Below are 26,491 nucleotides of genomic sequence, written 5' to 3'. Positions count from 1 at the left end.
CATGGCAAAGCAGACCAAGAAGGCGAAGGCTCTCGCCGCCGCGATCGACAAGAACAAGCTGCACGGCGTTGACGAAGCGCTGGGCCTGATCAAGACCCACGCGACCGCCAAGTTCGACGAAAGCGTCGAAATCGCGATCAATCTGGGCGTCGATCCCCGTCATGCCGACCAGATGGTCCGTGGCGTCGTCACCCTGCCCGCCGGCACCGGCAAGGACGTTCGCGTCGCCGTGTTCGCCCGTAACGACAAGGCTCAGCAGGCGCTCGACGCCGGCGCCGACATCGTGGGTGCAGAAGACCTGCTGGAATCGATCCAGGCCGGCAACATCGACTTCCAGCGCGTCATCGCGACGCCGGACATGATGGGCCTGGTCGGTCGCCTGGGTAAGGTTCTGGGCCCCAAGGGCCTGATGCCCAACCCTAAGCTCGGCACCGTGACCCCGAACGTCGCCGAAGCCGTGAAGGCCGCCAAGGGTGGTCAGATCGAATTCCGCGTCGAAAAGGCCGGTATCATCCATGCGGGCCTGGGCAAGTCGAGCTTCACCGCTGAAGACCTGCGCAAGAATTTCGACGCGTTCGTCGATGCGATCGTCAAGGCGAAGCCGACCGGTTCGAAGGGCAAATATGTGCGCAAGATCGCCCTGTCCTCCTCGATGGGTCCGGGCGTGAAGGTCGATGTGGCGGAAGTCGCCGCAGTCTGATTTTTGCGTTATAGACAATCAGGCAAGCCTCCTTCCTCGCGAAATGGGGAAGGAGGCTTTCCTGTTTTTAAGTTCATCCTCCCCTGCAAGGGGAGGGGGACCGCCGCATAGCGGTGGTGGAGGGGTATCACCCTATCGAGAGGGGGGACACCCCTCCGTCAGGGCTTCGCCCTGCCACCTCCCCTTGCAGGGGAGGATGGTATGAAACCGAAGCGTGCGACCTTGCGCTTCGGGCGTCCGATTGAACGGGCGGAAGGAACAGGTCTTTTGGTATCCGTCGGTATATGGCGGGTCGCTATTATCCGATGGAATACAACAATATGGCATTTGAAACTCTCCCCCCCATCCTGGCGCAGGCGCTCACGACCAAGGGGTATGAAAACCTGACCGAAGTGCAGGCGTCGGTCATCGAACCCGAAGCGATTGGCCGCGACATGATCGTGTCGGCCAAGACCGGGTCGGGCAAGACCGTCGCCTTTGGCCTGGCCATGGCGGGCGAATTGCTGAACGAGGAAGGCCGCCTGCCCCCGCCCGCCTGGCCGCTGGCGCTGGTCATCGCGCCGACGCGCGAACTGGCATTGCAGGTCAGCCGCGAACTGGAATGGCTCTACGCCGGAGCGCGGGCGCGCATCGCCACCTGCGTTGGCGGCATGGACGCTGCTCGCGAGCGCAAGGCGCTGGCGCAGGGCGCGCATATTGTCGTCGGCACGCCGGGCCGCCTGCGCGACCATCTGGAACGCGGCGCGCTAGACCTGTCGGCGCTGAAAACCGCCGTGCTGGACGAAGCCGACGAAATGCTCGACATGGGCTTTCGCGAAGATCTGGAGGGCATTCTCGACGCCACCCCTGATGGCCGCCGCACCCTTTTGTTTTCGGCGACCATGCCCAAGCCGATCGTGGCGCTGGCCCGCCGCTATCAGAAGGATGCGTTCCAGATCCAGTCCGCCGGCAATGATCGTGGCCATGGCGACATCAGCTATCAGGCGATGACCGTCGCGCCAGCCGACATTGAAAATGCCGTGGTCAACCTGCTGCGCTTCCATGAAGCGGAGACGGCGATCCTGTTCTGCGCCACGCGCGACAATGTCCGTCATCTCCACGCCAGCCTGACCGAGCGTGGCTTTGCCGCCGTCGCGCTGTCGGGCGAACATAGCCAGAATGAGCGCAACCATGCGCTGCAAGCGCTGCGCGACAAGCGGGCGCGCGTGTGCGTGGCGACCGACGTGGCCGCGCGCGGCATCGATCTGCCCACGCTGACGCTGGTGGTGCATGTCGAAATCCCGCGTGACGTCGAAACCATGCAGCATCGCTCCGGTCGTACCGGCCGCGCGGGCAAGAAGGGCACCGCCGTCCTGATCGTCCCCTATCCGCGCCGTCGCCGGGTGGAAGGGATGCTGAAGGGCGCGAAAATTCCCGTCGAATGGACGTCCGCCCCCACCAAGGAAGCGATCGCCGCGCAGGATGCCGAACGGCTGCGCGCCCGCCTGCTGGAGCCGATGGAACTGGAAGAGTCCGACTGGGCGCTGGGCAGCGAACTGCTGGAAGCCAAGAGCGCCAAGGAAATCGCGGCCATGCTGGTGCGGTCTGCCCGCGCCGCCCTGCCTGCGCCCGAAGAGTTGCTGGACGGCAGCGAAGCGCCCGCCCGCCGCGACGGGCAACGCCCCGGTTTCGAGGATACGCAGTGGTTCCGCATCAATATCGGTCGCCGCCAGAATGCCGATCCGCGCTGGATCCTGCCGCTGATCTGCCGTCGCGGCCATGTGTCGCGCGGTGACATCGGCGCAATCCGCATCACCACCAACGACACCATGTTCGAAATTCCCAAGGCGATCGCGTCCAAATTCCTGGCCGCCGTTCGTCGCACCGGCGAAGCGGGTGACGAGGGCGCGGACGTGCTGTTCGATCCGGTCGATGGTGCGCCGCGCGAGGAAGCGCGCGAAAAGCGCAAGCAGTTGCGCCCTGCCAATGGCGACCGTCCCAACCGCAGCGGTCCGCCCCGCGGCGGTCCCGGCAATTTTTCGCGTGGCGGCGCAGCGCCGCATAGCCCACGCCCGTTCAAGGGCGCTGGCGCGGGCGGCCCGCGCAAGGGTCCGCCGCGCAGCCGGGGATAACACCCTTTAGAACAGCTAGGAGCCAAAGGGGCCGTCGGTCATTGCTATGAAGCATGACCGACGGCCCCTTTCTCATTCCGGTGCTGGGCGACCAGTTGACGCCCGACGTCGCCGCACTGCGGCACGCTGACAAGGCACGCAGCGTCGTGCTGATGATGGAGGTGGCGGATGAGACCCGCTATGTCCGCCATCACAAGGCGAAGATCGCCTTCATCCTGTCCGCCATGCGCCACCATGCCGATCGGCTGCGCGCGCTGGGGTGGACGGTCGATTATGTGAAACTGGACGATCCGGCCAATAGCGGCAGCTTCACTGCCGAGGTCGCGCGCGCCATCGCGCGGCATCATCCCGCCGCCATTTACGTGACGGAGGCAGGTGAATGGCGGGTGCGCGCGATGCTGGAAGATTGGGAACTGGTTTTCGGTCTGCCGGTCACGATCCATGAGGATGACCGCTTCCTCTGTTCCCATGCGGAATTCGACAGCTGGGCGGCGGCGCGCAAGCAGTTGCGGATGGAGTTTTTCTATCGCGACATGCGGCGCAAAACCGGACTGTTGATGACGAGCGCGGGCAATCCGGAGGGTGGCGAATGGAATTATGATGCGGAAAATCGCAAGCCACCGCCGGGGCGCGACCTGTTGATGCCGCAGCCCGTCCGGTTCCGGCCTGACGCGATGACGCAAGATGTGCTGGCGCTGGTTGCGGATCGCTTTGCCGACCATATCGGCAGCCTTGACCATTTCCATTTCGCTGTGACGCATGAGGAAGCGATGCGCCAGCAGCGCCGCTTTCTGGACGAGGCATTGCCGCGCTTTGGCGACTATCAGGACGCGATGCTGACGGACGAGCCGTTCCTGTGGCACTCGATCCTCTCGCCCTATATCAACGCCGGGCTGCTCGATCCGCTGGCACTCTGCCAGGCGGTCGAGGCGCGCTATCGGGTGGGCAAGGTGCCGTTGAACGCAGCGGAGGGCTTCATCCGCCAGATCATCGGCTGGCGCGAATATGTGCGCGGTATCTACTGGCATGAAGGGCCGGACTATGCGCAGCGCAACGCGCTGGGCGCGACGCGGCCCCTGCCCGGTTTCTACTGGACCGGCGAAACCGACATGCATTGTATGGCGCAGGCCATCGGCCAGACCATCGACCATGCCTATGCCCACCATATCCAGCGACTGATGATCACCGGCAATTTCGCGCTGCTGGCCGGGATCGATCCGCACCAGGTTCATGTCTGGTATCTGGAAGTCTATGCGGACGCCTATGAATGGGTCGAACTGCCCAACACGCTGGGGATGAGCCAGTTTGCCGATGGCGGGCTGCTGGGGTCAAAGCCCTATGCCGCGAGCGGCGCCTATATCAACCGCATGTCGGATTACTGCAAATCCTGCCGCTATGACGTGAAGCAGCGGGTGGGCGAGGATGCGTGTCCGTTCAACGCCCTTTATTGGGATTTCCTGGCCCGCAATGAAAAGCTGCTGGGGGGCAATATGCGGCTGGCCATGCCCTATCGCAACTGGGCGAAGATGGCGCAGCCCGACCGCGCGGCGATCCGGGATCAGGCCGCGCGGTTTCTGACGTCTCTCGATTAGTTGGCTCCGCACAGGCTGAGCATGCGGCCCGCCAGTTCCCGTTCCCCCATCACGATTTGCGGCACGCCCAGCTTCTCCAGATAGTCGACCTCCGCGTCGCTGTGCGCGCGGGCGACGACGGCCAGGTTGGGGTTCAAGCGGATCGCATGTTCAAAAATCGCCCCGCCCTCGAAACCTTCCGGCACGGCAATCAGCAGATGATGCGCCTTTTTAACCCCCGCCTTTGTAAGGTGCCGGTCCTCCAGCGCGCTGCCGCGTACCACGGACAGGCCGGCGGATTGGGCATCTTCGGCTTTCGCGCCATCGCCCTCGATCACGACGAACGGCACCGATCGCTCGGTCAGGCGGGTGGCGATCAGCTTGCCGACGCGGCCATAGCCTACCAGCACGACATGCCCCACCGGCGGGCGCTCCGCCGCGACGCGGGCGGCTTCTGCATCCACCTCGTCCTGCTTGCGGCCACGCACGGCCAGCGAGAAGAGGATGGGGTTGAGGAAGATCGAGACGATGGCGCCCGCCAGGATCAAATCGCGCGCATCGGCAGGCAGGACGCCAAGTCCCGTCCCCAGCGTGGCGAGGATGAAGGAAAATTCGCCGATCTGCGCCAGGCTGATCGCGATGGTCATGGCGGTGTCGGCTGGCTTGCCGAAGAGCCGGACAATGGCATAGGCGGCGATCGATTTGCCCACGATGATGATCGCCACGGTGGCCAGCAGCGGCAGCGGCTGTTCCACCAGCACCGCCGGATTGAACAACATGCCGACCGACACGAAGAACAGCACCGCAAATGCGTCGCGCAGGGGCAGCGTCTCCTCGGTCGCGCGGCGGCTGAGCGGCGTTTCGCCCAAAATCATGCCCGCGAAGAATGCGCCGAGCGCGAAGGAGACGTCGAACGCATAGGCCGCGCCGAACGCCACGCCCAGCGCGATGGCCAGGACCGCAAGCCGGAACAGTTCGCGCGATCCGGTATGCACCACCCAGTGCAGCGCCCAGGGGATCACCCGTCGCCCCACCACCAGCATCAGGGCGACGAAGCCCGCAACCTTGAGCAGGGTACCGACCAGCGGCGCGATCAGGGCGCTTGCCCCCGCCCCTGCATTGGCGTCGTTGATGACGGTGGCGAGTGCGGGCAGCAGGACCAGCGCCAGGACCATCACCAGATCCTCGACGATCAGCCAGCCGATCGCGATGCGGCCCCGCCGCGTCTCGACCAGATCGGCGCCCTGTAACGCCCGCAGCAGCACGACGGTGCTGGCGACCGACAAGGCAAGGCCAAAGACGATGCCCCCCATCAGCGGCCAGCCCATGACATGCGCCAACGCCATGCCAAGGCCGGTCGCGACCGCAATCTGCACCAGTGCGCCGGGGATGGCGATATTCTTGACCGACAGCAGGTCTTTCAGCGAAAAATGCAGCCCCACCCCGAACATCAGCAGGATGACCCCGATTTCGGCCAGTTCGTTGGCCAGCGCAGTGTCGGCGACGAAACCGGGGGTGAAGGGACCAACCATGATCCCGGCGACAAGATAACCGACGAGCGGCGAGAGTTTGAGGCGATGCGCGATCGCCCCCATGATGAAGGCAACAACGAGACCGGCGACAATCGTGCCGATCAGGGGCGTGTGATGGGGCATAGCAGGCTTTCTATTCTGCACGGCGGCCACGCGCATGACAGGCGCGGCCAGCCGGGCGACCTATCCCTGGGCGATGGGCAGCATGGCGAGCGACAGCGCGGCAGCGGCAATGGCCAGCGCGACCATGACGGCCGGCATGAACCACCAGGGCGGGCGTTTGCGGGGCATGAGCGAAGCTCCTTGTTCCGAACGAAGGCCCGCACAGGCGGGCCGGGACTCGATTCGTCAGGAACTGGCGGGCGGAGCGCGGGCGCGTCTATCGTTGGAGTGGAAGCCCGATCGCGCTCTTTCCCCGACAGGGGCGAAGGCGGAGGCAGCAGATTGCCGCCACAGGATCACCAAAGCGGCGGCAAACGCCGCCAGCAACAGCAGCGGGACCGACGGACCTTCGCCGTCCGGTTGCGTAGCCTGCACCGCCTGCGGGGCCAGCGGCGCGCGCGCCTTGATCACGACATCGATCGTCGCGGGATTGAAGGCGGAACCCGCTACCCGGCTGAGCGGAGGCCCAAGCGGCGCAAGCGCGGAGAGCAGGATCACTACAATCAGCGTCCACACAGCAGCGATGACCGACAGGCGCTGGCCCGCCGATGCTCGACTGTCTGTTGCGATGCGCTTCATGTGTGTCACTATCCCTTTATCCTGCTATAGATAGGGCAAGGCAGGTCGAAAACCACCCCTCGAACCAGCCTATCGTGGTTGACAGGTCCGAGTCATTCCACTACCGGGCCACATTCCCGCGCGGGTCGGCTAAGGCTTCATGTCTTTGGTGATCTGCGTAAAGCAGATTTGAACGAGAAGAGACAAGCCATGTTCGCTATCGTGCGCACGGGCGGCAAGCAATATCGCGTCGCCGCCGGAGACAAGATCGTCGTCGAAAAGATGGCCGGTGAGGCCGGCGACAAGATCACGCTGGACGACGTCCTGCTGGCCGGTGAAGGCGGCGATCTGAAGGATGTGGCCGGTCTGACCGTCGCAGCCGAGATCATCGCGCAGGCGAAGGGCGAGAAGGTCATCGTCTTCAAGAAGCGCCGCCGCCACAATTATCGCCGCAAGAACGGCCACCGTCAGCGTCACACGATCCTGCGGATCGTTTCGATCGGCAGCGAAGCGAAGAAGGCCAAGAAGGCCGCTGCCAAGACCGAAGACGCGGCCCCTGCCGCTGCCGAAGCCTGATCGCTTCGCGACTAGAATTAGGAGTTTAGACAATGGCACATAAGAAAGCTGGCGGTTCGTCGCGCAACGGTCGTGATTCGGAATCGAAGCGCCTTGGCGTCAAGAAGTTCGGCGGTCAGGAAGTGATCGGCGGCAACATCATCATTCGCCAGCGCGGCACCCGCGTCTATCCCGGCCGCAACGTCGGCATGGGTAAGGACCACACGCTGTTCGCACTGGGCGAAGGCCGCGTGGTATTCCACGCTGGCAAGCAGGGCCGCAAATATGTGTCGGTAGACGCCGTCGCACAGGCCGCTGAATAACGGACGATCGATGACGGATCGTCCCTCCGCAAAGGGGCGATCCTCCCGACAGGGCCAATAGGCACTGTCGGTTTTCGAGGGAAAAAGGGGCGCTCCTTCCACAAGGAGCGCCCCTTTTTCATTGTTGCGGGCCTCCCCTCCACTTTCCCTCAAGTCCTTGGAACTTAAGCCCTTCTCGCGCGTCATGCGGGCGGGGCCAGTCCATGAACCCACGCCGTCGTCAAGCCGTCATCATTGGCGGCTATCGGCGCCGACAAAGAGGAGAGACGAGAATGTTCGCCCGTACCCCCCGCCTGCTCCTGCGTCCGGGCTGGATGGAAGATGCCCCCGCCCTGGCCCAGGCCATTGGCGACCCTGCCGTCCTGCGCAACCTGACACGCGCGCCCAGCCCCTATGGCCTGGAAGACGCGCTGGCTTTTCTGGAAAGGCCGCAGGACGTGCATCTGCCCAGCCTGCTTGCCTTTACCCGCACCCACGGCGCGCCGCGCCTGGTCGGCGGCTGCGGCATCACCCGCGCCGAAGATGGCGGCCATGAGCTGGGTTACTGGATCGCCCGTCCCTATTGGGGACTGGGTTTCGCGACGGAAGCCGCACAGGCCGTGCTGCGCATGGCGCGCGCCAATGGCGTCAGTGGCATCCGTGCCATCCATTTCGCCGACAATGGCGCGTCGGGCAATGTCCTGCGCAAGCTGGGCTTTCGCCAGACTGGCCGCGTCGAGCCCCGTTTCAGCCCGGCACGCGGCGACACAGCGCCCTGCCTGATCCTGGAAGAAGGCGGCGTGGCCCGACGGGGCGATGACCCGGCGATGGATCTGTACGCTGACGCCATGCCTGCTATGGCGGCTTGATCCTTTCCCGTTAACGGAGCGATGACGTGACGGAGGGGGTCAGTGCCCGGACATGAAATTTGTGTCAGGCAGCTAAATCCCCTCCACCCGCTACGCCGGTCCCCCTTCCCGTGCCTGGGAAGATGGCGAACGATCGAACAGCCTGATCGCCTTGCCCGCCAGCATCGCATCGCCAAATTCGGCAAAGCCCAGCTTTCCCGCGACCTTGATTGACGCGCCATTATCGGGTTCGATGATGCAGCGGATCGTGCCCGCGTCCAGATGAGCGTCGGCCCAGCCCAGCACTGCCGCCATCGCCTCGGTCGCCAATCCCCGCCCCCAGGCCTGCGGTCCCAGCACCCAGCCGGCTTCGGGTACGCCCTCCAGTTCGGGCAAACCGCGCGCGGCGCTCAGCAATCCCGCCTCCCCGATAAGCGTGCCGGTCGCCCGGTCCTCCATCACCCACATGCCATAGCCCAGCAGCGACCACATGCCCGCATAGCGCAGCAGGCGGAACCACACCGCCTGCGCATCCTGCGGCGATCCGCCGATATGGCGCACGACATCGGCGTCGGCCCACAGCGCGCAACAGGCGGGATAGTCCGCAACGCCGTGCGGACGCAGGATCAGCCGGTCGGTTTGGAGCGTCGGGGGATGGAGCATGGCCGCGATAAGACCGCACCCCGCCCCGCCGGTCAAGCCGTGGCGGGCGCCGCCATCCGCGCATCGGCATAGGCGCTGTCGGCCAGCGCGATCAATGCCCGGTCGTCCACGCGCCACGGATGAAAGCCCGGCAGGAAGTAGCTCATCCAGGGTCGGGCCACGCGCCGCAATATGCCGGGCCGCACCAGAGCATAGTGCAGCAACCCGCCCCATGCGCGCACATGTGTAATCCCGTCCTGCCGCAACAACTCCATCATCCCGCGCGCACGATGGTGCAGGAAATGCTTGGTCACGATCAGCATCATCAGCGTCTTGACGCGCCAGCGTTTCGCCCTGCTCCAGTTGCGGGTTGCATGCATCCATGTGTCATGCGCCACCCCCTTATGCTCTATCTCCTCGATCGCGTGCCAGCGCCACATCGCCGCCGCTTCCGGCTCTGCCCCGACCAGGTAGCGCGGATCGCGCAGCAGTTCATGGACCAGGATAGCGGTAAAATGTTCCAGCGCCATGGTCGCGGCCAGGCTGATGATCGGCGGGCGCTGCCGGGCAAGGTCCAGCAACCGAACCACGTCGGCGTCGAGCAGCGACACGTCATAGCCATTGTCCGTCACTTGCCGGTTGAAGGCCAAATGCTCGCGGCTATGGACCACTTCCTGCCTGGTGAAGGCCGCGATCTCCTGCGCCAGCCGATCAGGCACGCCTTCGCGAAAAGCCCGCACACTGTCGATGAAATAGGCTTCGCCGCGCGGAAAGGTGATCGACAGGGCGTTGAAGAAAGCCGTGGCGATCGGATCGCCATTCAGCCAATGTCGGGCGGACCCTTGCCCGCGCCCGAAACGGCGGTCGCGCGGCGTGATGGTCAAGTCAGTCGGGGTCATGGGGACATCTCCTCACTACTTACATGAATGTAAATATGAGTTGCTTACACTAATGTCAATAAAACGTGCCCGCCTTAGCCCCGATGAAAGCCGTCACGCGGCCGTGGAAGCGGCGCGCATGCTGCTGATCGAGGCCGGACCGCAAGCCGTAACGCTCAAGGCCGTGGCGGCGCGGATCGGGCGGACCCATGCCAATCTTCTCCATCATTTCGGGTCGGCCGCGGGCTTGCAAAAGGCGCTGGCGGCGCATCTGGGCGAAACGATCACCGCGACGATCGGCAAAGCGGTGGACGCCATGCGGCGCGGCGAAGTCGCCCCCCGCCTGATCGTCGACATGACGTTCGATGCGTTCGACGCGGGCGGCGCGGGCGCGCTGGCCAGTTGGATGCTGGCGTCGGGCAATGAGGATGCGCTCGACCCTGTGGTGGAGGCGATCCACCGGCTGGTCGACAAGCTGGTCGCCACCGCGCTGACCCCGGACCTGGGCGATGTAATCCGCGACAATACGCTGATGCTGGTTCTGCTGGCGCTGGGCGATTCGCAGATGGGCGGGCCGATGGCGGCGTCGCTGGGCCTGCCGCGCGAAAAGGCGCGCGAGATCGCCACGCGCAGCCTGGTCGCTGCACTGATGGCCGAAGCTGCCGCCTTTGCCGCGACCGAAGCGGCGCAGGCCAAGGTTTAACCTTGTGCGATTGCACGCTATTTCTCATTTTCCGCATTCCGCGAGCGCTCGGCTGTTCCAGCAGGGTTCAGAATGCTCTATGGGCGCCCCATGCATTTTCTCGATCAAGCAAAAATCTTTATCAAATCCGGCTGGGGCGGCCCCGGCGCGGTCAGTTTCCGGCGCGAAAAATATGAAGAATATGGCGGCCCGGACGGCGGCAATGGTGGCAAGGGCGGCGACATCATCTTTGAAGCGGTGCAGGGCCTCAACACCCTCATAGACTTTCGCTACACCCAGCATTTCAAGGCGCAGCGCGGCACGCCCGGCATGGGCAAGAATCGCTATGGCGCGGGCGGCAAGGATCTGGTGATCAAGGTGCCGGTCGGTACCCAGATATTGTCCGATCCCAAGCCGATCGAGGGCAGCGAGGATGAGGACGGCATTCCCGATTATGAGGATCAGGAAGTGCTGGCCGACTTCACCGAAGTGGGACAGCGCATCACCTTCCTGCGCGGCGGCGATGGCGGCCGGGGCAACATGTCCTACAAGACCAGCACCAACCGCGCGCCGCGCCAGCATGGCACGGGCTGGCCGGGCCAGGAAATGTGGGTGTGGCTGCGGCTCAAGCTGCTGGCCGATGTCGGCCTTGTCGGCATGCCCAATGCGGGCAAATCGACGCTGATCAATCAGGTCACCAATACCAAGGCGAAGGTTGGCGCCTATGCCTTTACGACCACCAAGCCGCAACTGGGCGTGGTGCTGCACAAGAATCGCGAATTCGTGCTCGCGGATATTCCGGGCCTGATCGCGGGCGCGGCCGAGGGCGTGGGGATTGGCGACCGCTTTCTGGGCCATATCGAACGCTGCCGCGTGCTGCTCCATCTGATCGACGCGACCGGGGACGATCCGATCGAGGCTTTCCACATCGTGCAGGACGAACTGGCCGCCTATGGCGAGGGGCTGGACGAAAAGCCGCAGATCGTCGCGCTCAACAAGGGCGACCTGCTTGGCCCGGAGTTGATGGAGGATATTGCCGGCCAGCTGCGCGAGGAAGGCGTGGAAGATGTGTTCATCATCTCGGCGGGCACTGGCGAGGGCGTGGAAGCGTTGCTCGACGCGATCCTGCCGATCGTGGGACAGGCGCTGGACGATGCGAAGGCTGAAGGCAGCGCGGATGAAGAAGGCGAAGGCCCATGGTCGCCGCTCTAGGCGTCAACCAACCCACCCCCGTTCGGGCTGAGCCTGTCGAAGCCCTGCACGTCTCTTCGAGAAAGAACGGCCCTTCGACAAGCTCAGGGCGAACGGAATGATAGCTGTGTCCATGCCCCCCCTCTCCGGCTTTCCCCCCGCCCTCGTTCGCCGTCTGGTCATCAAGATCGGCTCTGCCCTGCTGGTCGATCCGGCGGGTCAGGTGCGGGTGGACTGGTTGCGTACGCTGGTCGCCGACGTCGCGGCGCGGAAAAGCGCGGGGCAGCAGGTGATCATCGTATCGTCCGGCGCGATCGCGCTGGGCGCGCGCCGGTTGAAACTGCCCAAGGGCGGACGCGGCAGCCTGGAGGATGCGCAGGCGGCGGCGGCAACCGGGCAGATCGCCCTGTCGCAATGCTGGGCCAGCCTGCTGGACGAATGCGGCATCACTGCCGCGCAGATGCTGGTGACGCTCGACGACCTGGAAAATCGCCGCCGCTATCTCAATGCGTCCGCTACGCTCGAACGGCTGATGACGCTGGGCGTCGTGCCGGTGGTGAACGAGAATGACAGCGTCGCTACCGCCGAAATCCGCTTTGGCGATAATGACCGGCTGGCGGCGCGTATCGGACAGGCGGCACGGGCTGACGCAGTTGTCCTGCTGTCGGACGTTGACGGGCTTTACACCGCCAACCCGCACGTCGATGCGGACGCGATGCTGATAGAGACAATAGAACGCATCGATGCGCGAATCGCTGCCATGGCCGATGGCGGTTCCGCGTCCGGCATGGGATCGGGCGGAATGACCTCAAAGATCGAGGCGGCCAGGATCGCGACCGGCGCGGGCGCCCATCTGGCCATCATTTCGGGCAAGGTCGATGCGCCCCTGTCGCATTGGACCAATGGTGGCAAGGGGTCGGTCTTTCTCGCCGCGCCAGCGAAACGTGCGCGCAAGGGCTGGCTTGCCGGGCGGTTGACCGTGCGCGGACGGATCATCGTGGATGCGGGCGCGGAACGGGCGCTGGGCCAGGGCAACAGCCTGTTGCCGGCCGGTGTCGCCAGTGTCGAAGGCGTGTTTGCGCGCGGCGACGTGGTCGATATCATGACTCCGGACGGCCGGACGATCGCGCGCGGCCTGAGCGAATATGACAGCGAGGAAGCGGCGCGGATCGCGGGCAAGCGCAGCGAGGATATTGCCGTGCTGCTTGGCCATCTGCCACGATCCGTGCTGGTCCATCGCGACCATATGGCGATGGTCTGACGCCATGACATTGCGGATTGCGATGACCGGCGCGACGGGTTTCGTCGGCACGGAGACGTTGGATCAGGCGTTGGCGGCGGGGCATCATGTCACCGCACTGACGCGCAAGGCACAGCCGCCGCGCGCGCGGCTCAAATGGGTACCGGGATCGCTGGAGGACGCGGCAGCGCTGGATACGCTGGTTCGCGACGCCGATGTCGTGGTGCATATCGCGGGCGTGGTGAACGCGCCGGACAGGGCGGCTTTCGCTGTCGGCAACGCACGCGGGACCATCGCCGTGATCGACGCGATGCGCAAACGTGGCGTGCGGCGGTTGATCCACGTTTCTTCACTGGCGGCGCGCGAACCGGACCTGTCCGACTATGGCTGGTCCAAGGCGCTGGCCGAACGCCACGTACAGGCCAGCGGCCTCGACTGGACTATCGTGCGCCCGCCCGCAATTTATGGACCCAATGATCGGGAGATGCTGGAACTGTTCCGCATGGCCAAGCGCGGCGTCATGATGCTGCCGCCCGGCGGGCGTCTGTCGGTGATCGAAGTAGGCGATCTGGCCCGGCTGCTGCTGACGCTGGCGGGCGAGCAGGAGATCAGCCTGACGCACATCTATGAGGCGGACGACGGCACTGCCGGCGGGTGGGACCACAAGGATTTTGGCGCAGCGATCGGCCGCGCGATGGGGCGCACCGTACGGACGCTGGCAACCCCGGCATGGCTGCTGGGCGTGGCGGCACGGACTGACCGGATGATCCGGGGCAAGGGCGCGAAGCTGACCCCCGACCGGGTCGATTATTTCTGCCATCCCGACTGGGTCGCCGCGACCGGCGCGCATGTTCCCCGGCAATTATGGATGCCGCAAGTGCCGACCGAGGCGGGGTTGAAGGCGACGGCGGAGGCTTATCGGGCCAAGGGCTGGGTGTAGGTCCGCGCGCCTGACCCTCCTCCGTTATGATTCGACGGGCTTCTTCGCTCGCTGTTCCGCCAGAAATTCACTGATCGCCTGCCCGCTGGCATTGAGCAGCGGAAAGGTGCGCGCGTCGGACAGCCAGTCCGGGCGGCGCGCGCCGCTGCCATACATGGTGTCATAGACCAGACTGAACGCCAGGAAGATCAGGGTCGCACCGATCAGTCCCTTGACCGCGCCAAAGCCGCCGCCCAGCACCCGGTCGACCGGCCCCAGCACGGACTGGCGGGTACGGCGGCCAATGGCGTGGGCGACCATCTTGCCCGCTGCGAAGGTGACGCCGAACACCAGTACCAGCGCCAGCACGGCGGCCCCGCTGGTCGTCCCGACAAAGGCGCTGAGCAATTCGGTGGCGGAGGCATGGAACAGACGAATGGCGAAGATCGCCAGCACCCACGCCATCAGCGAAAGGGTTTCCAGCACGAAACCGCGCAGCAAGCCCAATATGGCGCAACCGCCAATGGCGAGCAGGACAAGAATATCAACGGCGTTCATCGCCAGCGTGGCTATCCCCTGCCCAGCATCTGGTCAACCAGCCCCGCGAGGGTGCGAAAGCCATTGACCGCAATTCCCTTCACCCCGTCCGCCGCCGCAGCGGGGATGAAAGCGCGATTGAACCCCAGCTTGGCCGATTCGCGCAGCCGTAACGGCGCATGCGCGACGGGCCGGATTTCACTCGACAGTGCGATTTCGCCGAACAGCACGACGTCGGCGGGAACCGGCTTTTCCGAAAGGGCGGAGACCAGCGCCGCCGCCACGGCCAGGTCCGCCGCCGGGTCCGACAGGCGATAGCCGCCCGCGACGTTCAGATAGACTTCGCAGGTCGAAAAGCTGAGGCCACAGCGTGATTCCAGCACCGCCAGCACCATCGCCAGCCGACCGCTGTCCCAGCCTACCACAGCGCGGCGCGGGGTCGCCCCGCTCGACAGGCGCACGACCAGCGCCTGTATCTCCACCAGCACCGGCCGGGTTCCTTCCAGCGCCGGGAACACGGTCGCGCCGGTCACGCTTTCATCACGATGGGTCAGGAACAAGGCGGACGGGTTGGCGACTTCCTCCAGCCCCTCAGCCACCATCGCGAACACGCCGATCTCGTCCGTGCCGCCAAAGCGGTTCTTGATCGCGCGCAGGATGCGGTACTGGTGGCTGCGCTCCCCCTCGAACGCCAGCACGGTATCGACCATATGTTCCAGCACGCGCGGCCCGGCGATGCTGCCATCCTTGGTCACATGGCCGACCAGCACGAGCGCACTGTTGCGCTGCTTGGCGAAGCGGATAAGTTCCTGAGACGATGCCCGCACCTGGCTGACCGTGCCGGGCGCGCCCTCGATCAGGTCGCTATGCATCGTCTGGATCGAATCGATGATGAGCAAGGCGGGCGGCTCACCCTCCCCCAGCGTCGTCAATATGTCGCGCACCGACGTGGCGCTCGCCAGCATCACCGGCGCGCCGCCCAGGCCCAGCCGCTGCGCGCGCAGCCGCACCTGATCGGTCGCTTCCTCGCCACTGATATACACGACCGACAGCCCGCGCGCCGCCACCCGCGCCGCGGCCTGCAACAACAGGGTCGATTTGCCGATGCCGGGATCGCCGCCGATCAGCGTGGCCGATCCCGCCACGATCCCGCCGCCCAACGCCCGATCGAACTCGGCAATGCCGGTGCTGGTGCGCGGCGGCAGCTCGACCTTGCTGTCCAGCCCGATCAGCGTAATCGCCCGTCCGCCAGCGTGCAGGTCGTGCCGCGCCGAAAACGCGGTTTCCGGCGCTTCCTCGACGATGCTGTTCCACTCGCCGCAATCCTCGCACTGGCCCTGCCACCGCGGCGAGACTGTGCCGCATTGCTGACAGACGAATTTCCGCTTTGCCTTGGCCATAGCGGAGATATGCCGACCATGCGCGAACATTGCAAGAACATCCGGTGATGGACTGGAAACATCATCGCGGCTCAGGCATTGAAGCGGTAATGAAGACAATCCGCGTTGCCAGCTACAATATCCGCAAGGCCATCGGCACCGACCGGCGGCGGATGCCCGAACGGGTGCTGGAGGTGCTGGGCGAGGTGGACGCAGACATCATCGCGCTACAGGAAGCCGACCGGCGCTTTGGCGTGCGATCGGCGGCCATTCCGCCAATGCTGATGGAGCGCCTGAGCGATTACAAGCCGGTGCCGCTCGACGTGCAGGTCGATTCGATGGGCTGGCACGGCAACGCCCTGCTGGTGCGCAAGGCCGCGCAGATCGACCTGAGCGACGTGCTGCATCTCCCCTATCTGGAACCGCGCGGCGCGACCATGGCGGAAGTGACGCTGAACGGCCTGTCGCTGCGCGTGTTCGGCATGCATCTGGACCTGTCGGGCCTGTGGCGGCGGCGGCAGGCCGCAGCCGTGATCAATGCGGCGGCACAGGGCGCGCCCATGCCCACCGTGCTGATGGGCGATCTTAACGAATGGAGCGCCAATCGCGGATGCCTGGCCGACTTTGCGCATCATTATAGTTTCGCGCCGTGCGGACGCAGTTTCCATGCGCGCCGTCCGGTGGCGCGGCTCGACCGGATCATGCATTGCAACCGGCTGACGCTGACCGACTGCGGCGTCCATGACAGCGCTTCGTCGCGCAAGGCGTCCGACCATTTACCGATCTGGGCCGATTTCCGCGCCTGACAGCCCCTCGACAAGCCGTCTCCGCTCTGCGACGTTCACGCCATGAAGGAGAGGGAACTCAGGCTTGGGCTGGTCTGCTATGGCGGCATCAGCCTGGCCATTTACATGCATGGCATCACCAAGGAGGTATGGCGGTTGGCGCGCGCCAGCCGCGCCTATCATGACGGCATGCCGCCGGAGACAGGCAGCGAGGCCATCTATCACAAGCTGCTTGCCGACATGGAGGAGGCCAGCGGGGTGCGGCTGCGCGTGCTACCGGACATTATCGCCGGGGCCAGCGCCGGCGGCATCAATGGCATCTTTCTGGCGCAGGCGATCGAGACCGGCCAGTCGCTGGAACCGCTGACCAACCTGTGGCTCGACAATGCCGATGTCGACAGCCTGCTCGATCCCGACGCCCGCCCGACCCGCGCGCTCACCAAATTCTGGGCGACGCCGCTGGTCTGGATGGCGGCGCGGCGGCCCGGCGATGCGGTGGAGCGCACGGTCGCGCCGGACACGCGCGAGGAAGTGCGGATGAAATTGTCCCGCTTCATCCGCTCCCGCTGGTTCGAACCGCCCTTTGGCGGGGAGATTTTCACGACGCTGATCCTCGACGCCTTCGACGCGATGGCAGCCAGCGAGCGCGGGCCGGTGCTGTTGCCTGACGGCCATCCGCTCGACCTGTTCGTCACCGTCACCGATTTTGAAGGGCACCCGCAAAGCCTGACCCTCAACAGCCCGCCCCAGGTGATCGAGACCGAACATCGCCTGTCGATCGGCTTCCGGGCGCGGGGTCGGGGAGCGCGCGAATTTGCCGATACCGCCGAACTGGTGTTCGCAGCGCGCGCCACCGCCAGCTTTCCGGGCGCCTTCCCCCCCTTCACCGTGCGCGAACTGGACCGGGTGCTCAAGCGCCGCCATCGCAATTGGCCGACGCGCGACGCCTTCCTGGCCCGCGCGCTGCCGCGCCACTGGGCGCGCGGCACGGCCGAGGATGCAGTGCTGATCGACGGATCGGTGCTGGCCAATGCGCCCTTCGCGCAGGCCATCGGCGCGCTGCGCAATCGGCCGTCGCGGCGGGAGGTCGACCGGCGCTTCGTCTATATCGATCCAAAGCCCGGCCATCGCACCATCCAGCTCAACCGCCATGGCGATCAGGTCGCGGTGCCCACGGGCGAGGATGCGCCGCTGCCCGGCTTTTTCCGCACCATCTTCGGCGCGCTGAGCGACATTCCGCGCGAACAGCCGATTCGCGACAATCTGGAGGCGATCGACCGCCATTCCTCGCGCATTCGCCGGATGCGCCGCATATTGAACGCGCTGCGCCCCGGTATCGAGGCGGAGGTGGAAGGGGCGATCGGCGGGATGCTGTTCCTCGACCGGCCAACCCCGTCGCGCCTGTCGGCCTGGCGCGCCAAGGCGCAGCAGCGGGCGGCCAGTTCCGCCGGTTTCGCCTTTCCCGCCTATGGCCACCTCAAATTGTCAGGCATCGTCGAATCGCTCGCGACCTTGCTGTTCCGCCTGTCGGGGGAAGACAGCCGGATGCTGCGCGAAACCTATCGCGCGGCGATATGGGCACAGGTGCGCAAGGATGGCGCGGATCAACTGGACGGGAGCGGCGGGTCGGCTTCCGGGCCGGTCACCTTCTTCCGCACCCATGATCTGGCGTTCCGCATTCGCCGCCTGCGCTTTCTGGCGCGGCATCTGGCCGACACGCTGGAAAGCGAGGGCGCGGCGGAGGATGAAGCGGTGCTGGCAATGCATGACGCCATCTACCGCGCGCTGGCGCTCTATGCCGAATGCGAGGAGAGCGATTTTCACGGGGCCGCCGTGCTGGCCGCCGCGCGCGACGTGCCGGGCGATGCCGCCGCCGCACTGGAAGCGGTCGCGCAGGAACGCGGCCTGCGGACGCGGGACGAGGGTGCGGACATGATCCTGGCCGAAGCCTTCGCCGCCCTGCCCAAGGCCGGTCGCAGATCCATGCTGCTCGCCTATCTCGGCTTCCCCTTCTACGACATCGCCACCCTACCGTTGCTTCAGGGTGACACTATGGACGAATATGATCCGGTGAAGGTCGACCGGATTTCGCCCGAAGATTGCTCGGCGATCCGGCCCGGCGGCGCTGCCGCCACACTTAAAGGCATTGAATTCAATAATTTCGGCGCTTTCTTCAGCCGGGTCTATCGGGAAAATGACTATCTTTGGGGCCGCCTGCATGGGGTTGAGCGGCTGCTGGACATCGTGATTTCAGCCATGCCCACCGCAAGCCGCCTTTCCCCCGACGCGCTGCGCGACTATAGGCGGGCGGCTTTTCTGGCGATCCTGGACGAAGAAGAGTCGCGGCTACCGCATGCCGCGGACCTGATCGCCAGCTTGCGGGAGGAAATCGGGTGAGCAGGCGTTTAAGGCTGGTTCCGATAGGCATGACGCTGGCGCTCGTCGCCGGCTGCGGAGATTCGTCACCGCAGGTTGCGCAGGCCGATCCCAGCCCCAGCCCGCCGGTCGTTCCCGCGCCTGCCGCGCCACCCCCGCCCAAAGCGGTCGTCAGCCCACCGCCGCGGCCCAAAGCCGGGCCGGTCGTTACCGTTCGCGCCCAGCCCGCGCCATGGCATTCGCTCGACCTGCCGCCGTCGGACGTCGCCGCCAGCGCGGCCCCATTCCCGCGCGAAGTGACCCAGTTCATGGTGGAGCGCGACAGTTGCGACCATTTCCGGGGCGAAGAAGCCTATGATGCGGAACGGCGCGCCTATATCGAGGAAAATGTCGCGGAACTGTGCCACGGGTCCGACGCGACGCTGGCGACGCTCCGCCGCCGCTACGCCGCCGATCCGTCCGTCACCGCCGCACTGCATGGCTATGAGGACCGGATCGAGGGGCGCGACGAAGAATAGGCGCTCCCTCACCCGTTCAATATTACAACAGCCCGTCGACCTGATGCGCCAGGTCAATGTCCCGCTGCGACAGGCCGCCTGCGTCATGCGTGGTCAAAACCATGTCCACCCGGTTATAGACATTGCTCCATTCGGGATGATGATCCGCCTTCTCGGCCAAGATCGCCACCTGCGTCATGAAACCGAAGGCGGCGACGAAATCCGGAAAGGTGAAACGGCGCGAAATGCCGTCCGGCTCCGCGACCACCGACCATTCTGGCAAGTCGGCCAGCGCCAGCGCGCGCGCCTCATCGCTCAGCTTCTCGATCATGTCCCTATCCTCTGAAAATAGTTTCGCCTATGTGGCAGCCATGTCGCACGAAGGTCAACCGCACCGCTTCGCTCCCACTGCGCAGGATATTGAGGCGCTGGCGCTTGAAGCGCTCGCGCGCCTGCCCGCCCCCTTTACCGACCATCTGCACAATGTCGTCCTGTTCGTTGAGGAATTTGCCGATGCGCAGACGCTCAAGGACATGGACATTGACGATCCGTTCGGCCTGACCGGCCTCTATACCGGCCGCCCCGTCGGGCAGGAGGCGCAGACCGGGGATGCGCCGCCCACCGTCCATCTGTTCCGCCGCCCCCTGCTGGACGAATGGATTGAAACCGGGGTGCCGCTGGACGCGCTGATCACCCATGTCGTCGTCCATGAAATCGGCCATCATTTCGGCCTGTCGGACATCGACATGCATGTGCTGGAGGATATGGTCGCGCCATGAGCCGTGCGGCGCTGGCCCTGTCGGACGTCGCCTGCCTGCGCGGCGGACGGATATTGTTTCGCGGCGTCAACTTGACGCTCGATGCAGGCGCCAGCGCGTTGCTGACCGGCCCCAATGGCGTCGGCAAATCCAGCCTGTTGCGGCTATGCGCGGGCCTTCTCCCCGCCTTTTCCGGTACGATGGAACGCCACGGCGCGGTCGCGCTGGCCGATGAACGGCTGGCGCTCGACAGTGAATTGCCGCTGGCGCGCGCACTCCATTTCTGGGCGCGGCTGGACGGCAGCGCCGCGAATGCCGTCGCCGCGGCACTTGACGCGATGGCGCTTACGCGGCTTTCCGACGTGCCGGTTCGGATGTTGTCGACCGGCCAGCGCAAGCGGGCGATGCTGGCGCGGGTCATCGCCAGCGGCGCGCCGATCTGGCTGCTGGACGAGCCGGGCAATGGTCTGGACAGCGCCTCGCTGGACCTGTTGGGATCGGCCGTGTCCGCGCATCTGGCGGCCGGCGGCATCGTCGTCACAGCATCGCACCAGCCGCTGCCGCTGGGCGCGCCGGTTGTGCTGTCACTGGCCGACCATCTGCCCGATCCGGCGGAGTGGGACGCATGAGGATGCTCTGGTTGCTCGCCTCGCGCGATCTGGGCACCGCCTGGCGCTCGTCGGGCCTGTGGCTGCCGGTTGCCTTCCTGCTGCTGGTCGCCAGCCTCTATCCCTTTGCGGTCGGCCCGGACCTTGGCCTGCTGCGCCGCACCGGGGGCGGGATGGTGTGGATCGCCGCGCTGCTGGCCAGCCTGCTGCCGGTCGACCGGCTGATCGCGCCGGATCGCGACGCGGGGGTGCTGGACCAGATGGCGCTGCGCGGCATTGGCGATGAAATGGTCGTGCTGGCCCGGTTGATCGCTCACTGGCTGGGCTTCGGCCCGCCGCTGATGATCGCCACCCTGCCCGCCGCCGCCTTGCTGAAGCTGGATGGCGGGACGATCTGGATGCTGGAGGCTGGCCTGCTGATCGGCACGCCCGCGCTGGCGGCGCTCGGCCTGCTGGTCGCGACGCTGACGGCGGGCCTGCGATCCAGCGGTGCGCTGGCGGGATTGCTCGCTCTGCCGCTGGCGGTGCCGCTGCTGATCTTTGGCGCGGGCACGCTGGGCGATGGCAGTGGGGCAGCACTCAAATTCCTCGCCGCCGCCTCGCTGCTGCTGGTCGCGATCACGCCATTTGCCGGTGGCGCAGCGATACGGGCGGGGCGGGAATAGTTCGGCATCTGCTGATGGCGAGGCTGTAGAAGGCGAACAAGCCCGACACGGCCCTGTTCCTTCCGCCTCTCGACATCGCCCTTCGCCTGCGCCACAGCCGCCCCATGCTTGCCCTTGCCGCCTCGATCCTGTTCGTCCTGATCTGGTCCACCGGATTCATCGTCGCCCGCGCGACGGTGCCGCATGGCGCGCCCGAACTGGTGCTGGCGATCCGCCTGACGCTGGTTGCGATTCTATTGTGCGGCGCCGCCCTGTTCGCGCGGCAGGATTTTCCACGCGGGCGCAGGCTGGCCCTCCACCTGCTTGCCGGCGCCATGTTGCACGGCGTCTATCTTACGGTCGGCTGGTGGGCGATCAGCCGTGGCATGCCCGCCGGGATCATGTCGCTGCTGGGGGCGCTCCAGCCGCTGATGGTCGCGGTCGCCAGCGTCGTCCTGCTGGGCGACCGTCTACCGCGCCGCACCTGGGTGGGGCTTGCCATCGCGATCCTGGGCGTCACCTGCGTCCTGCTGCCCGCCATCATGCGCAGCGGCACCGGCTCCATCTCCATCGGGTTGGCGATCGCCGGCCTTGTCGCGGTCATCGCCATGACCGGCGGCACGTTGATCCAGCGCGGCGGACTGGCGGGTGATCCGATTTTGGTATCGGGCGGGGTGCAGAATATCGGCGGCGCACTGGTCGCAATCGCCGCCACGCTGATCGTGGGCGAATGGCGTTGGGACAATGATCCCATGCTCTGGGCCGCGCTCGGCTGGTCGGTGCTTGTCCTGTCGGCGGCTGGTCTCAGCCTGCTCGTCTGGCTGGTCCGCCATCAGGGGTCGACCGCCATGTCGATGCTGTTGCTGCTCGTCCCGCCGCTGGCCGCGATCGAGGCTTGGCTGCTCTTTGGCGAACGGCTTGGCCCGATCCAGCTTGTCGGCTTTGCGCTGGCGCTGGGCGGGGTGCTGCTCGGTCGATCGGCGCCCGCCAGACAAACGGACCTGACCGAACCGGCCTGATCAGCCTTCGCGCAACCTTTCATGGTGGCGGATCACTTCGTCGATGATGAAGCGCAGGAATTTTTCGGTGAAGTCAGGGTCCAGCTTCGCGTCCAGCGCCAGCTGCCGCAACCGGGCGACCTGCCGTTCCTCCCGCCCCGGATCGGCCGGGGGCAGCGCATGGCTCGCCTTATATTCGCCCACCGCCTGCGTCACCTTGAACCGCTCGGCCAGCATGAACACCAGCGCGGCGTCGATATTGTCGATGCTTTCGCGGTAGCGCTGCAATGTGTCGGTCACGTTCATCCTCCGGTCAATCGGCGCGCTTTTTGCGCCATCTGGCCTCACAGGCAAGCTATTCCCGCTTGCCATCTGCATTTTGCCCGGCCAAGGGACGCACATCATGACAGCACCCGCCCCCGGTAACGTCCACCCCATCGGCCGCGCCAAAAGCGCGCCGTCGCTGGCCCCCATCATGAATCTGGTCGCCGACGGCATGAACCAGGTCAATGCCGTGATTCTGGACCGGATGCAGTCGCGCATCCCGCTGATCCCCGAACTGGCCGGGCATTTGATTGCAGGCGGCGGCAAGAGGTTGCGGCCTATGCTGACTTTGGCCTGCGCCGATCTGGTCGGCTATGCCGGATCGCGCCACTACAAGCTGGCCGCCGCGGTCGAATTCATCCACACCGCTACACTGTTGCATGACGATGTCGTCGATGGATCGGGCCTTCGCCGGGGCCGCAAGACCGCCAACATCATCTGGGGCAACAGCGCCAGCGTACTGGTCGGCGACTTCCTCTTCTCCCGCTCCTTCGAGCTGATGGTCGAGGCGGAATCGCTCAAAGTCCTGAAAATCCTGGCCAACGCATCGGCGGTGATCGCGGAGGGCGAAGTCAACCAGTTGACCGCCCAGCGCAAGATCGACACCAGCGAGGACCAGTATCTCGACATTATCGGCGCCAAGACCGCAGCGCTGTTCGCCGCCGCCTGCCGCATTTCCGCCGTGGTCGCCGACCGGGACGAGCGGGAGGAGCAGGCGCTCGACGTCTATGGCCGCAATCTGGGCATCGCCTTCCAGCTGATCGACGACGCGATCGATTATGAATCGGATGGCGCGACCATGGGCAAGGATGCGGGCGACGATTTCCGCGATGGCAAGGTGACGCTGCCGGTGATCCTGGCCTATGCCCGTGGCAGCGATGAGGATCGCGCCTTCTGGAAGGCGGCGATTGCGGGCCACAAGATCAGCGATGATGATCTGACCCACGCCACCGGCCTGCTGCGCCGCACCGGCGCGATCGCCGACACGCTCGCCCGCGCGCGCCATTACGGCCAGCGCGCGATCGACGCACTGGGCATGTTCGACAATGGCAAGGCCAAGGCCGCGCTGACCGAAGCCGTCGAATTTGCAACGATCCGCGCCTATTGAGGATTTGGGTCCGCGTTTCGTCTGACCAGCAAAGGCCGTTCGCCCTGTTTCGAAGGGTCATTCTCCTTAGAAAGTATCAGGCTCCGACAGGCCCAGCCCAAACGGGATGGGGTGGCGGGCCAAAGCACCCATGATCCTGACTCCCGAAACCCTCGCCTTCCTGATGGCCGCCGCATTGACGGCGAGTTGCATCGACGCGATGGCGGGTGGCGGCGGGCTGATCACCCTGCCCGCGCTGATGGCTGCTGGCATTCCGCCGGTGCAGGCTGTCGCCACCAACAAGCTGCAAAGCTGCTTTGGCACATTCGGCGCGTGCCTTGCCTATGCCCGGCGCGGGCATATGGACCTCAAAACCTACAAGGCGCCGGTGATCGCCGCCTTCATCGGATCGGTCGGCGGCGCATGGCTGCTCCAGCGGGTCGATCCGTCGATCCTTGCCGGGCTGATGCCTGCCTTGCTCATCACCATCGCCGCCTATTTCACCTTCTCTCCCAAACTGGGCGAGGCAGACCGGCACGCGCGCGTCGGCATTGCTGCGCTAAGCGGCCTGATCGGCGTCATCGGCTTTTACGACGGCTTTTTCGGTCCAGGCGCGGGCGCTTTCTACACCACCATCTTTCTGGCACTGGGCGGCCTGTCGATCCTGCGCGCCACCGCCCAGACCAAGGCCGCCAATTTCGCCAGCAATGTTGCGGGCCTGCTGACCATGGTGGCTGGCGGCCATGTGCTATGGGTCGCGGGCCTCACCATGGCGATCGGCAGTATCATCGGCGGGCAGGTGGGATCGCATCTGGCCATGCGCTTCGGCTCCAGGCTGATCAAGCCGCTGCTGATCATCATGTCGCTGGCGCTGACGACCAAGATGCTGATCGATCCGAAGAACCCGATTCACATCTATCTGTTCGGCTGATCGTCGGACTGGAGCAAGGCGGCGACCCGGCGGCGCAATTCCTCAACGGCGAAGGGCTTGGTCAGCACTTCCATGCCATGTTCGATATGCCCGTGGTTCAGCACGGCATTTTCGGCATAACCCGTCACGAACAAGATGCGCAGGTCCGGCCGCAATGCCCGCGCCGCGTCGGCTACCTGCCGCCCGTTCAGCCCGCCCGGCAAGCCGACATCGGTAACCAGCAGGTCTATCCGCGCCGGTGATTCCAGCACCTTGAGGCCCGATGGCCCATCGCCCGCTTCGACGCAGACATAGCCAAGATCGGTCAGGGCATCGACCATCAGCATGCGGACCGATGGTTCATCGTCGATCACCAGCACCGTCTCGCCCGCTTCGGCTTCGGTGGCGGCGTCGGGCAGGGCCGGACTTTCCTCATCCTCTTCGCCGCGATGGCGCGGCAGATAGACGCATACCGTCGTCCCCTGTCCGATTTCGGAATAGAGGCGGACATGGCCGTGGCTCTGCCGGGCAAAGCCATAGACCATCGACAGGCCAAGCCCTGTCCCCTGCCCCATCGGCTTGGTGGTGAAGAAGGGATCGAACACCCGGTCCAGAATCGTCTTTTCAATGCCGGTCCCGGTATCACTGACGGACACGGTGACATATTGGCCCGGTGTCAGCCCATGTTCGCGCGCGGTGCGATCGTCCAGCCATCGATTGGCGGTCTCGATCGTGATCTTGCCCCCGTCCGGCATGGCGTCGCGCGCATTGATGCACAGGTTGAGCAGCGCATTTTCCAGCTGGTTGGCATCGACCAGCGCAGGCCATAGCCCGCTCGCCGCGATCGTCTGCACCTCGATCTGCGGCCCCACGGTCCGGCGCACCAGTTCGGTAAAGTCGGTGAACAGGCGGTTGATGACCGTTGGCTTGGGCGTCAGCGTTTGACGGCGGGAAAAGGCCAGCAGCCGGTGGGTCAGGGATGCAGCGCGCCGGGTCGCGCCTTGCCCGGCGGCCAGATAGCGTTCGACATCCGCCGTGCGTCCCTCGGCCAAGCGCAGGCCGATCATTTCAAACGCGCCGGAAATCCCGGCCAGCAAATTGTTGAAATCATGGGCCAGGCCGCCGGTCAATTGCCCCACCGCCTCCATCTTCTGCGCCTGTCGCAGCGCGGCTTCCGCTTCCTCCCGCTCGGCCAGCGCCTGCGCGATCCGCGTCTCCAGCGTTTCGTTCAGCTGCCGCAGCTCGGTTTCGATGCGAATGCGATGGGTCACATCCTTGAACAGAACCGCAACCTGCTTGTCCTCCAGCGCGCCGATGCGAAAGGAGGAAATGTCGAGATGGCGGCCGGTAGCGATCAGTTCGCGCTGGAAGTGGATCGGCTCGCCGGTACGCAACACGCGGCCATATAGTTCCAGCCAGCCATCGGCCTCGTCTGGGACCAGTTCACGCAATGTCTGGCCAACGACATTGGAAATGCCGGCATGGCGTTCATAGGCCGGGTTCGCCTCGATATGAATATAGTCGCTTAACGGTCCATGCGGCCCGTCGAAAAATTCGATGACGCAAAAGCCCTCGTCCATCGTTTCAAACAGCGTACGATAGCGTTCCGCATCTTCGGTAAATGCCGACATGCCCTGTTTATCCCCCGACCCTATGCTCGCGCGCGCAAGGGCTATAATTTCTGCCTATCACGCAAA

The 26,491-nt window shown here is 65.4% G+C and carries 28 protein-coding genes; 19 read left to right on the top strand and 9 right to left on the bottom strand.

From position 1 onward, the window contains the following. Position 1 precedes the first annotated feature (1 nt). The 3 genes from rplA (at position 2) to IWY39_RS16795 (ending at position 4,403) form a co-directional block, all read left to right on the top strand. A complete protein-coding gene (gene rplA, locus IWY39_RS16805) occupies positions 2–700 on the top strand; it encodes a 50S ribosomal protein L1 (RefSeq protein ID WP_017183112.1) in 699 nt (232 codons plus the stop codon). 320 nt (positions 701–1,020) lie between these two features. Then, positions 1,021–2,811, top strand: coding sequence for a DEAD/DEAH box helicase (locus tag IWY39_RS16800; RefSeq protein ID WP_107123772.1), 1,791 nt, complete (start codon positions 1,021–1,023; stop codon positions 2,809–2,811). A gap of 53 nt (positions 2,812–2,864) precedes the next feature. Beyond that, positions 2,865–4,403, top strand: coding sequence for a cryptochrome/photolyase family protein (locus IWY39_RS16795; protein ID WP_107123685.1), 1,539 nt, complete (start codon positions 2,865–2,867; stop codon positions 4,401–4,403). On the opposite strand, the gene ybaL is transcribed toward IWY39_RS16795, so the two are convergent. Together ybaL and IWY39_RS16785 are read right to left on the bottom strand one after the other, a co-directional pair. Further along, positions 4,400–6,037 carry a YbaL family putative K(+) efflux transporter gene (gene ybaL / locus IWY39_RS16790; RefSeq protein WP_107123686.1) on the bottom strand — a complete coding sequence of 546 codons (1,638 nt, stop codon included), beginning with the start codon at positions 6,035–6,037 and terminating at the stop codon, positions 4,400–4,402. The genes IWY39_RS16795 and ybaL overlap by 4 nt on opposite strands. Positions 6,038–6,262: 225 nt before the next feature. Beyond that, positions 6,263–6,655, bottom strand: a complete 393-nt coding sequence (locus IWY39_RS16785; protein WP_107123687.1) for a hypothetical protein — start codon at positions 6,653–6,655, stop codon at positions 6,263–6,265. 189 nt (positions 6,656–6,844) lie between these two features. Here IWY39_RS16785 and rplU point away from each other — a divergent pair, with 189 nt between their 5' ends. The 3 genes from rplU (at position 6,845) to IWY39_RS16770 (ending at position 8,360) form a co-directional block, all read left to right on the top strand. Further along, on the top strand, positions 6,845–7,210 hold the full coding sequence (rplU, locus tag IWY39_RS16780) for a 50S ribosomal protein L21 (protein ID WP_017183118.1): 366 nt from the start codon (positions 6,845–6,847) through the stop codon (positions 7,208–7,210). A gap of 32 nt (positions 7,211–7,242) precedes the next feature. Then, on the top strand, positions 7,243–7,512 hold the full coding sequence (rpmA, locus tag IWY39_RS16775; protein ID WP_017183119.1) for a 50S ribosomal protein L27: 270 nt from the start codon (positions 7,243–7,245) through the stop codon (positions 7,510–7,512). Positions 7,513–7,784: 272 nt separating this feature from the next. Beyond that, complete coding sequence (locus tag IWY39_RS16770; protein ID WP_107123688.1) at positions 7,785–8,360, top strand: GNAT family N-acetyltransferase; 576 nt, start codon at positions 7,785–7,787, stop codon at positions 8,358–8,360. Between the two features lie 90 nt (positions 8,361–8,450). On the opposite strand, the gene IWY39_RS16765 is transcribed toward IWY39_RS16770, so the two are convergent. After that, on the bottom strand, positions 8,451–9,002 hold the full coding sequence (locus IWY39_RS16765) for a GNAT family N-acetyltransferase (protein WP_107123689.1): 552 nt from the start codon (positions 9,000–9,002) through the stop codon (positions 8,451–8,453). 32 nt (positions 9,003–9,034) lie between these two features. Beyond that, positions 9,035–9,880 (bottom strand): metal-dependent hydrolase, encoded by an 846-nt coding sequence (locus tag IWY39_RS16760; RefSeq protein WP_107123690.1) that lies wholly within the window; start codon positions 9,878–9,880, stop codon positions 9,035–9,037. A gap of 52 nt (positions 9,881–9,932) precedes the next feature. Here IWY39_RS16760 and IWY39_RS16755 point away from each other — a divergent pair, with 52 nt between their 5' ends. The 4 genes from IWY39_RS16755 (at position 9,933) to IWY39_RS16740 (ending at position 13,912) form a co-directional block, all read left to right on the top strand. After that, positions 9,933–10,562 carry a TetR/AcrR family transcriptional regulator gene (locus tag IWY39_RS16755; protein ID WP_026002381.1) on the top strand — a complete coding sequence of 210 codons (630 nt, stop codon included), beginning with the start codon at positions 9,933–9,935 and terminating at the stop codon, positions 10,560–10,562. Positions 10,563–10,652: 90 nt separating this feature from the next. Continuing rightward, on the top strand, positions 10,653–11,753 hold the full coding sequence (obgE, locus tag IWY39_RS16750) for a GTPase ObgE (protein ID WP_107123773.1): 1,101 nt from the start codon (positions 10,653–10,655) through the stop codon (positions 11,751–11,753). A 97-nt stretch (positions 11,754–11,850) separates the two neighbouring features. Then, positions 11,851–12,993: a glutamate 5-kinase gene (proB, locus tag IWY39_RS16745; RefSeq protein ID WP_107123691.1), complete on the top strand. Its 1,143-nt coding sequence runs from the start codon at positions 11,851–11,853 to the stop codon at positions 12,991–12,993. A gap of 4 nt (positions 12,994–12,997) precedes the next feature. Then, positions 12,998–13,912, top strand: a complete 915-nt coding sequence (locus IWY39_RS16740; RefSeq protein ID WP_107123692.1) for an NAD-dependent epimerase/dehydratase family protein — start codon at positions 12,998–13,000, stop codon at positions 13,910–13,912. A gap of 24 nt (positions 13,913–13,936) precedes the next feature. On the opposite strand, the gene IWY39_RS16735 is transcribed toward IWY39_RS16740, so the two are convergent. Then, complete coding sequence (locus IWY39_RS16735) at positions 13,937–14,449, bottom strand: CvpA family protein (RefSeq protein ID WP_017183128.1); 513 nt, start codon at positions 14,447–14,449, stop codon at positions 13,937–13,939. Between the two features lie 11 nt (positions 14,450–14,460). Further along, positions 14,461–15,828 carry a DNA repair protein RadA gene (gene radA / locus IWY39_RS16730; protein WP_026002382.1) on the bottom strand — a complete coding sequence of 456 codons (1,368 nt, stop codon included), beginning with the start codon at positions 15,826–15,828 and terminating at the stop codon, positions 14,461–14,463. 89 nt (positions 15,829–15,917) lie between these two features. Here radA and IWY39_RS16725 point away from each other — a divergent pair, with 89 nt between their 5' ends. Genes IWY39_RS16725 through IWY39_RS16715 form a run of 3 tightly spaced genes read left to right on the top strand, consistent with a single transcriptional unit; the run spans position 15,918 to position 19,486 of the window. Beyond that, positions 15,918–16,613, top strand: coding sequence for an endonuclease/exonuclease/phosphatase family protein (locus IWY39_RS16725; RefSeq protein ID WP_107123774.1), 696 nt, complete (start codon positions 15,918–15,920; stop codon positions 16,611–16,613). Between the two features lie 42 nt (positions 16,614–16,655). After that, positions 16,656–18,989: a patatin-like protein gene (locus IWY39_RS16720; protein WP_107123693.1), complete on the top strand. Its 2,334-nt coding sequence runs from the start codon at positions 16,656–16,658 to the stop codon at positions 18,987–18,989. 29 nt (positions 18,990–19,018) lie between these two features. Then, positions 19,019–19,486 carry a hypothetical protein gene (locus IWY39_RS16715; RefSeq protein WP_107123694.1) on the top strand — a complete coding sequence of 156 codons (468 nt, stop codon included), beginning with the start codon at positions 19,019–19,021 and terminating at the stop codon, positions 19,484–19,486. A gap of 22 nt (positions 19,487–19,508) precedes the next feature. Here IWY39_RS16715 and IWY39_RS16710 read toward each other — a convergent pair whose 3' ends face one another. After that, positions 19,509–19,796 (bottom strand): 4a-hydroxytetrahydrobiopterin dehydratase, encoded by a 288-nt coding sequence (locus IWY39_RS16710; RefSeq protein WP_107123695.1) that lies wholly within the window; start codon positions 19,794–19,796, stop codon positions 19,509–19,511. On the opposite strand from IWY39_RS16710, the gene IWY39_RS16705 reads away from it, so the two are divergent. The 4 genes from IWY39_RS16705 (at position 19,795) to IWY39_RS16690 (ending at position 22,494) form a co-directional block, all read left to right on the top strand. Then, positions 19,795–20,244, top strand: a complete 450-nt coding sequence (locus tag IWY39_RS16705; RefSeq protein WP_017183134.1) for a metallopeptidase family protein — start codon at positions 19,795–19,797, stop codon at positions 20,242–20,244. The genes IWY39_RS16710 and IWY39_RS16705 overlap by 2 nt on opposite strands. Next, complete coding sequence (gene ccmA, locus IWY39_RS16700) at positions 20,241–20,852, top strand: heme ABC exporter ATP-binding protein CcmA (protein WP_107123696.1); 612 nt, start codon at positions 20,241–20,243, stop codon at positions 20,850–20,852. The genes IWY39_RS16705 and ccmA overlap by 4 nt, the downstream gene beginning before the upstream one ends. Further along, complete coding sequence (locus IWY39_RS16695) at positions 20,849–21,496, top strand: heme exporter protein CcmB (RefSeq protein ID WP_026149380.1); 648 nt, start codon at positions 20,849–20,851, stop codon at positions 21,494–21,496. Before ccmA ends, IWY39_RS16695 begins: the two co-directional genes overlap by 4 nt. Positions 21,497–21,600: 104 nt before the next feature. Further along, positions 21,601–22,494, top strand: a complete 894-nt coding sequence (locus IWY39_RS16690; protein WP_107123697.1) for a DMT family transporter — start codon at positions 21,601–21,603, stop codon at positions 22,492–22,494. Here the strand turns inward: IWY39_RS16690 and IWY39_RS16685 are convergent, their stop codons facing one another. After that, positions 22,495–22,779 (bottom strand): chorismate mutase, encoded by a 285-nt coding sequence (locus IWY39_RS16685; protein WP_017183138.1) that lies wholly within the window; start codon positions 22,777–22,779, stop codon positions 22,495–22,497. Positions 22,780–22,876: 97 nt separating this feature from the next. Between IWY39_RS16685 and IWY39_RS16680 the strand changes: the two genes are divergently transcribed. Then, positions 22,877–23,905 carry a polyprenyl synthetase family protein gene (locus tag IWY39_RS16680; protein ID WP_017183139.1) on the top strand — a complete coding sequence of 343 codons (1,029 nt, stop codon included), beginning with the start codon at positions 22,877–22,879 and terminating at the stop codon, positions 23,903–23,905. Between the two features lie 130 nt (positions 23,906–24,035). Further along, complete coding sequence (locus IWY39_RS16675; protein ID WP_017183140.1) at positions 24,036–24,815, top strand: TSUP family transporter; 780 nt, start codon at positions 24,036–24,038, stop codon at positions 24,813–24,815. On the opposite strand, the gene IWY39_RS16670 is transcribed toward IWY39_RS16675, so the two are convergent. Then, entirely contained in the window at positions 24,800–26,425 is a 1,626-nt protein-coding gene (locus IWY39_RS16670; protein WP_107123698.1) for an ATP-binding protein, read from the bottom strand. The genes IWY39_RS16675 and IWY39_RS16670 overlap by 16 nt on opposite strands. Between the last annotated feature and the right edge of the window lie 66 nt (positions 26,426–26,491).

The sequence above is a fragment of the Sphingobium sp. JAI105 genome (genome assembly GCF_015752145.1).
Classification (GTDB): Bacteria; Pseudomonadota; Alphaproteobacteria; order Sphingomonadales; family Sphingomonadaceae; genus Sphingobium; species Sphingobium xenophagum.
This window is presented reverse-complemented; position numbering and strand designations above follow the sequence as displayed.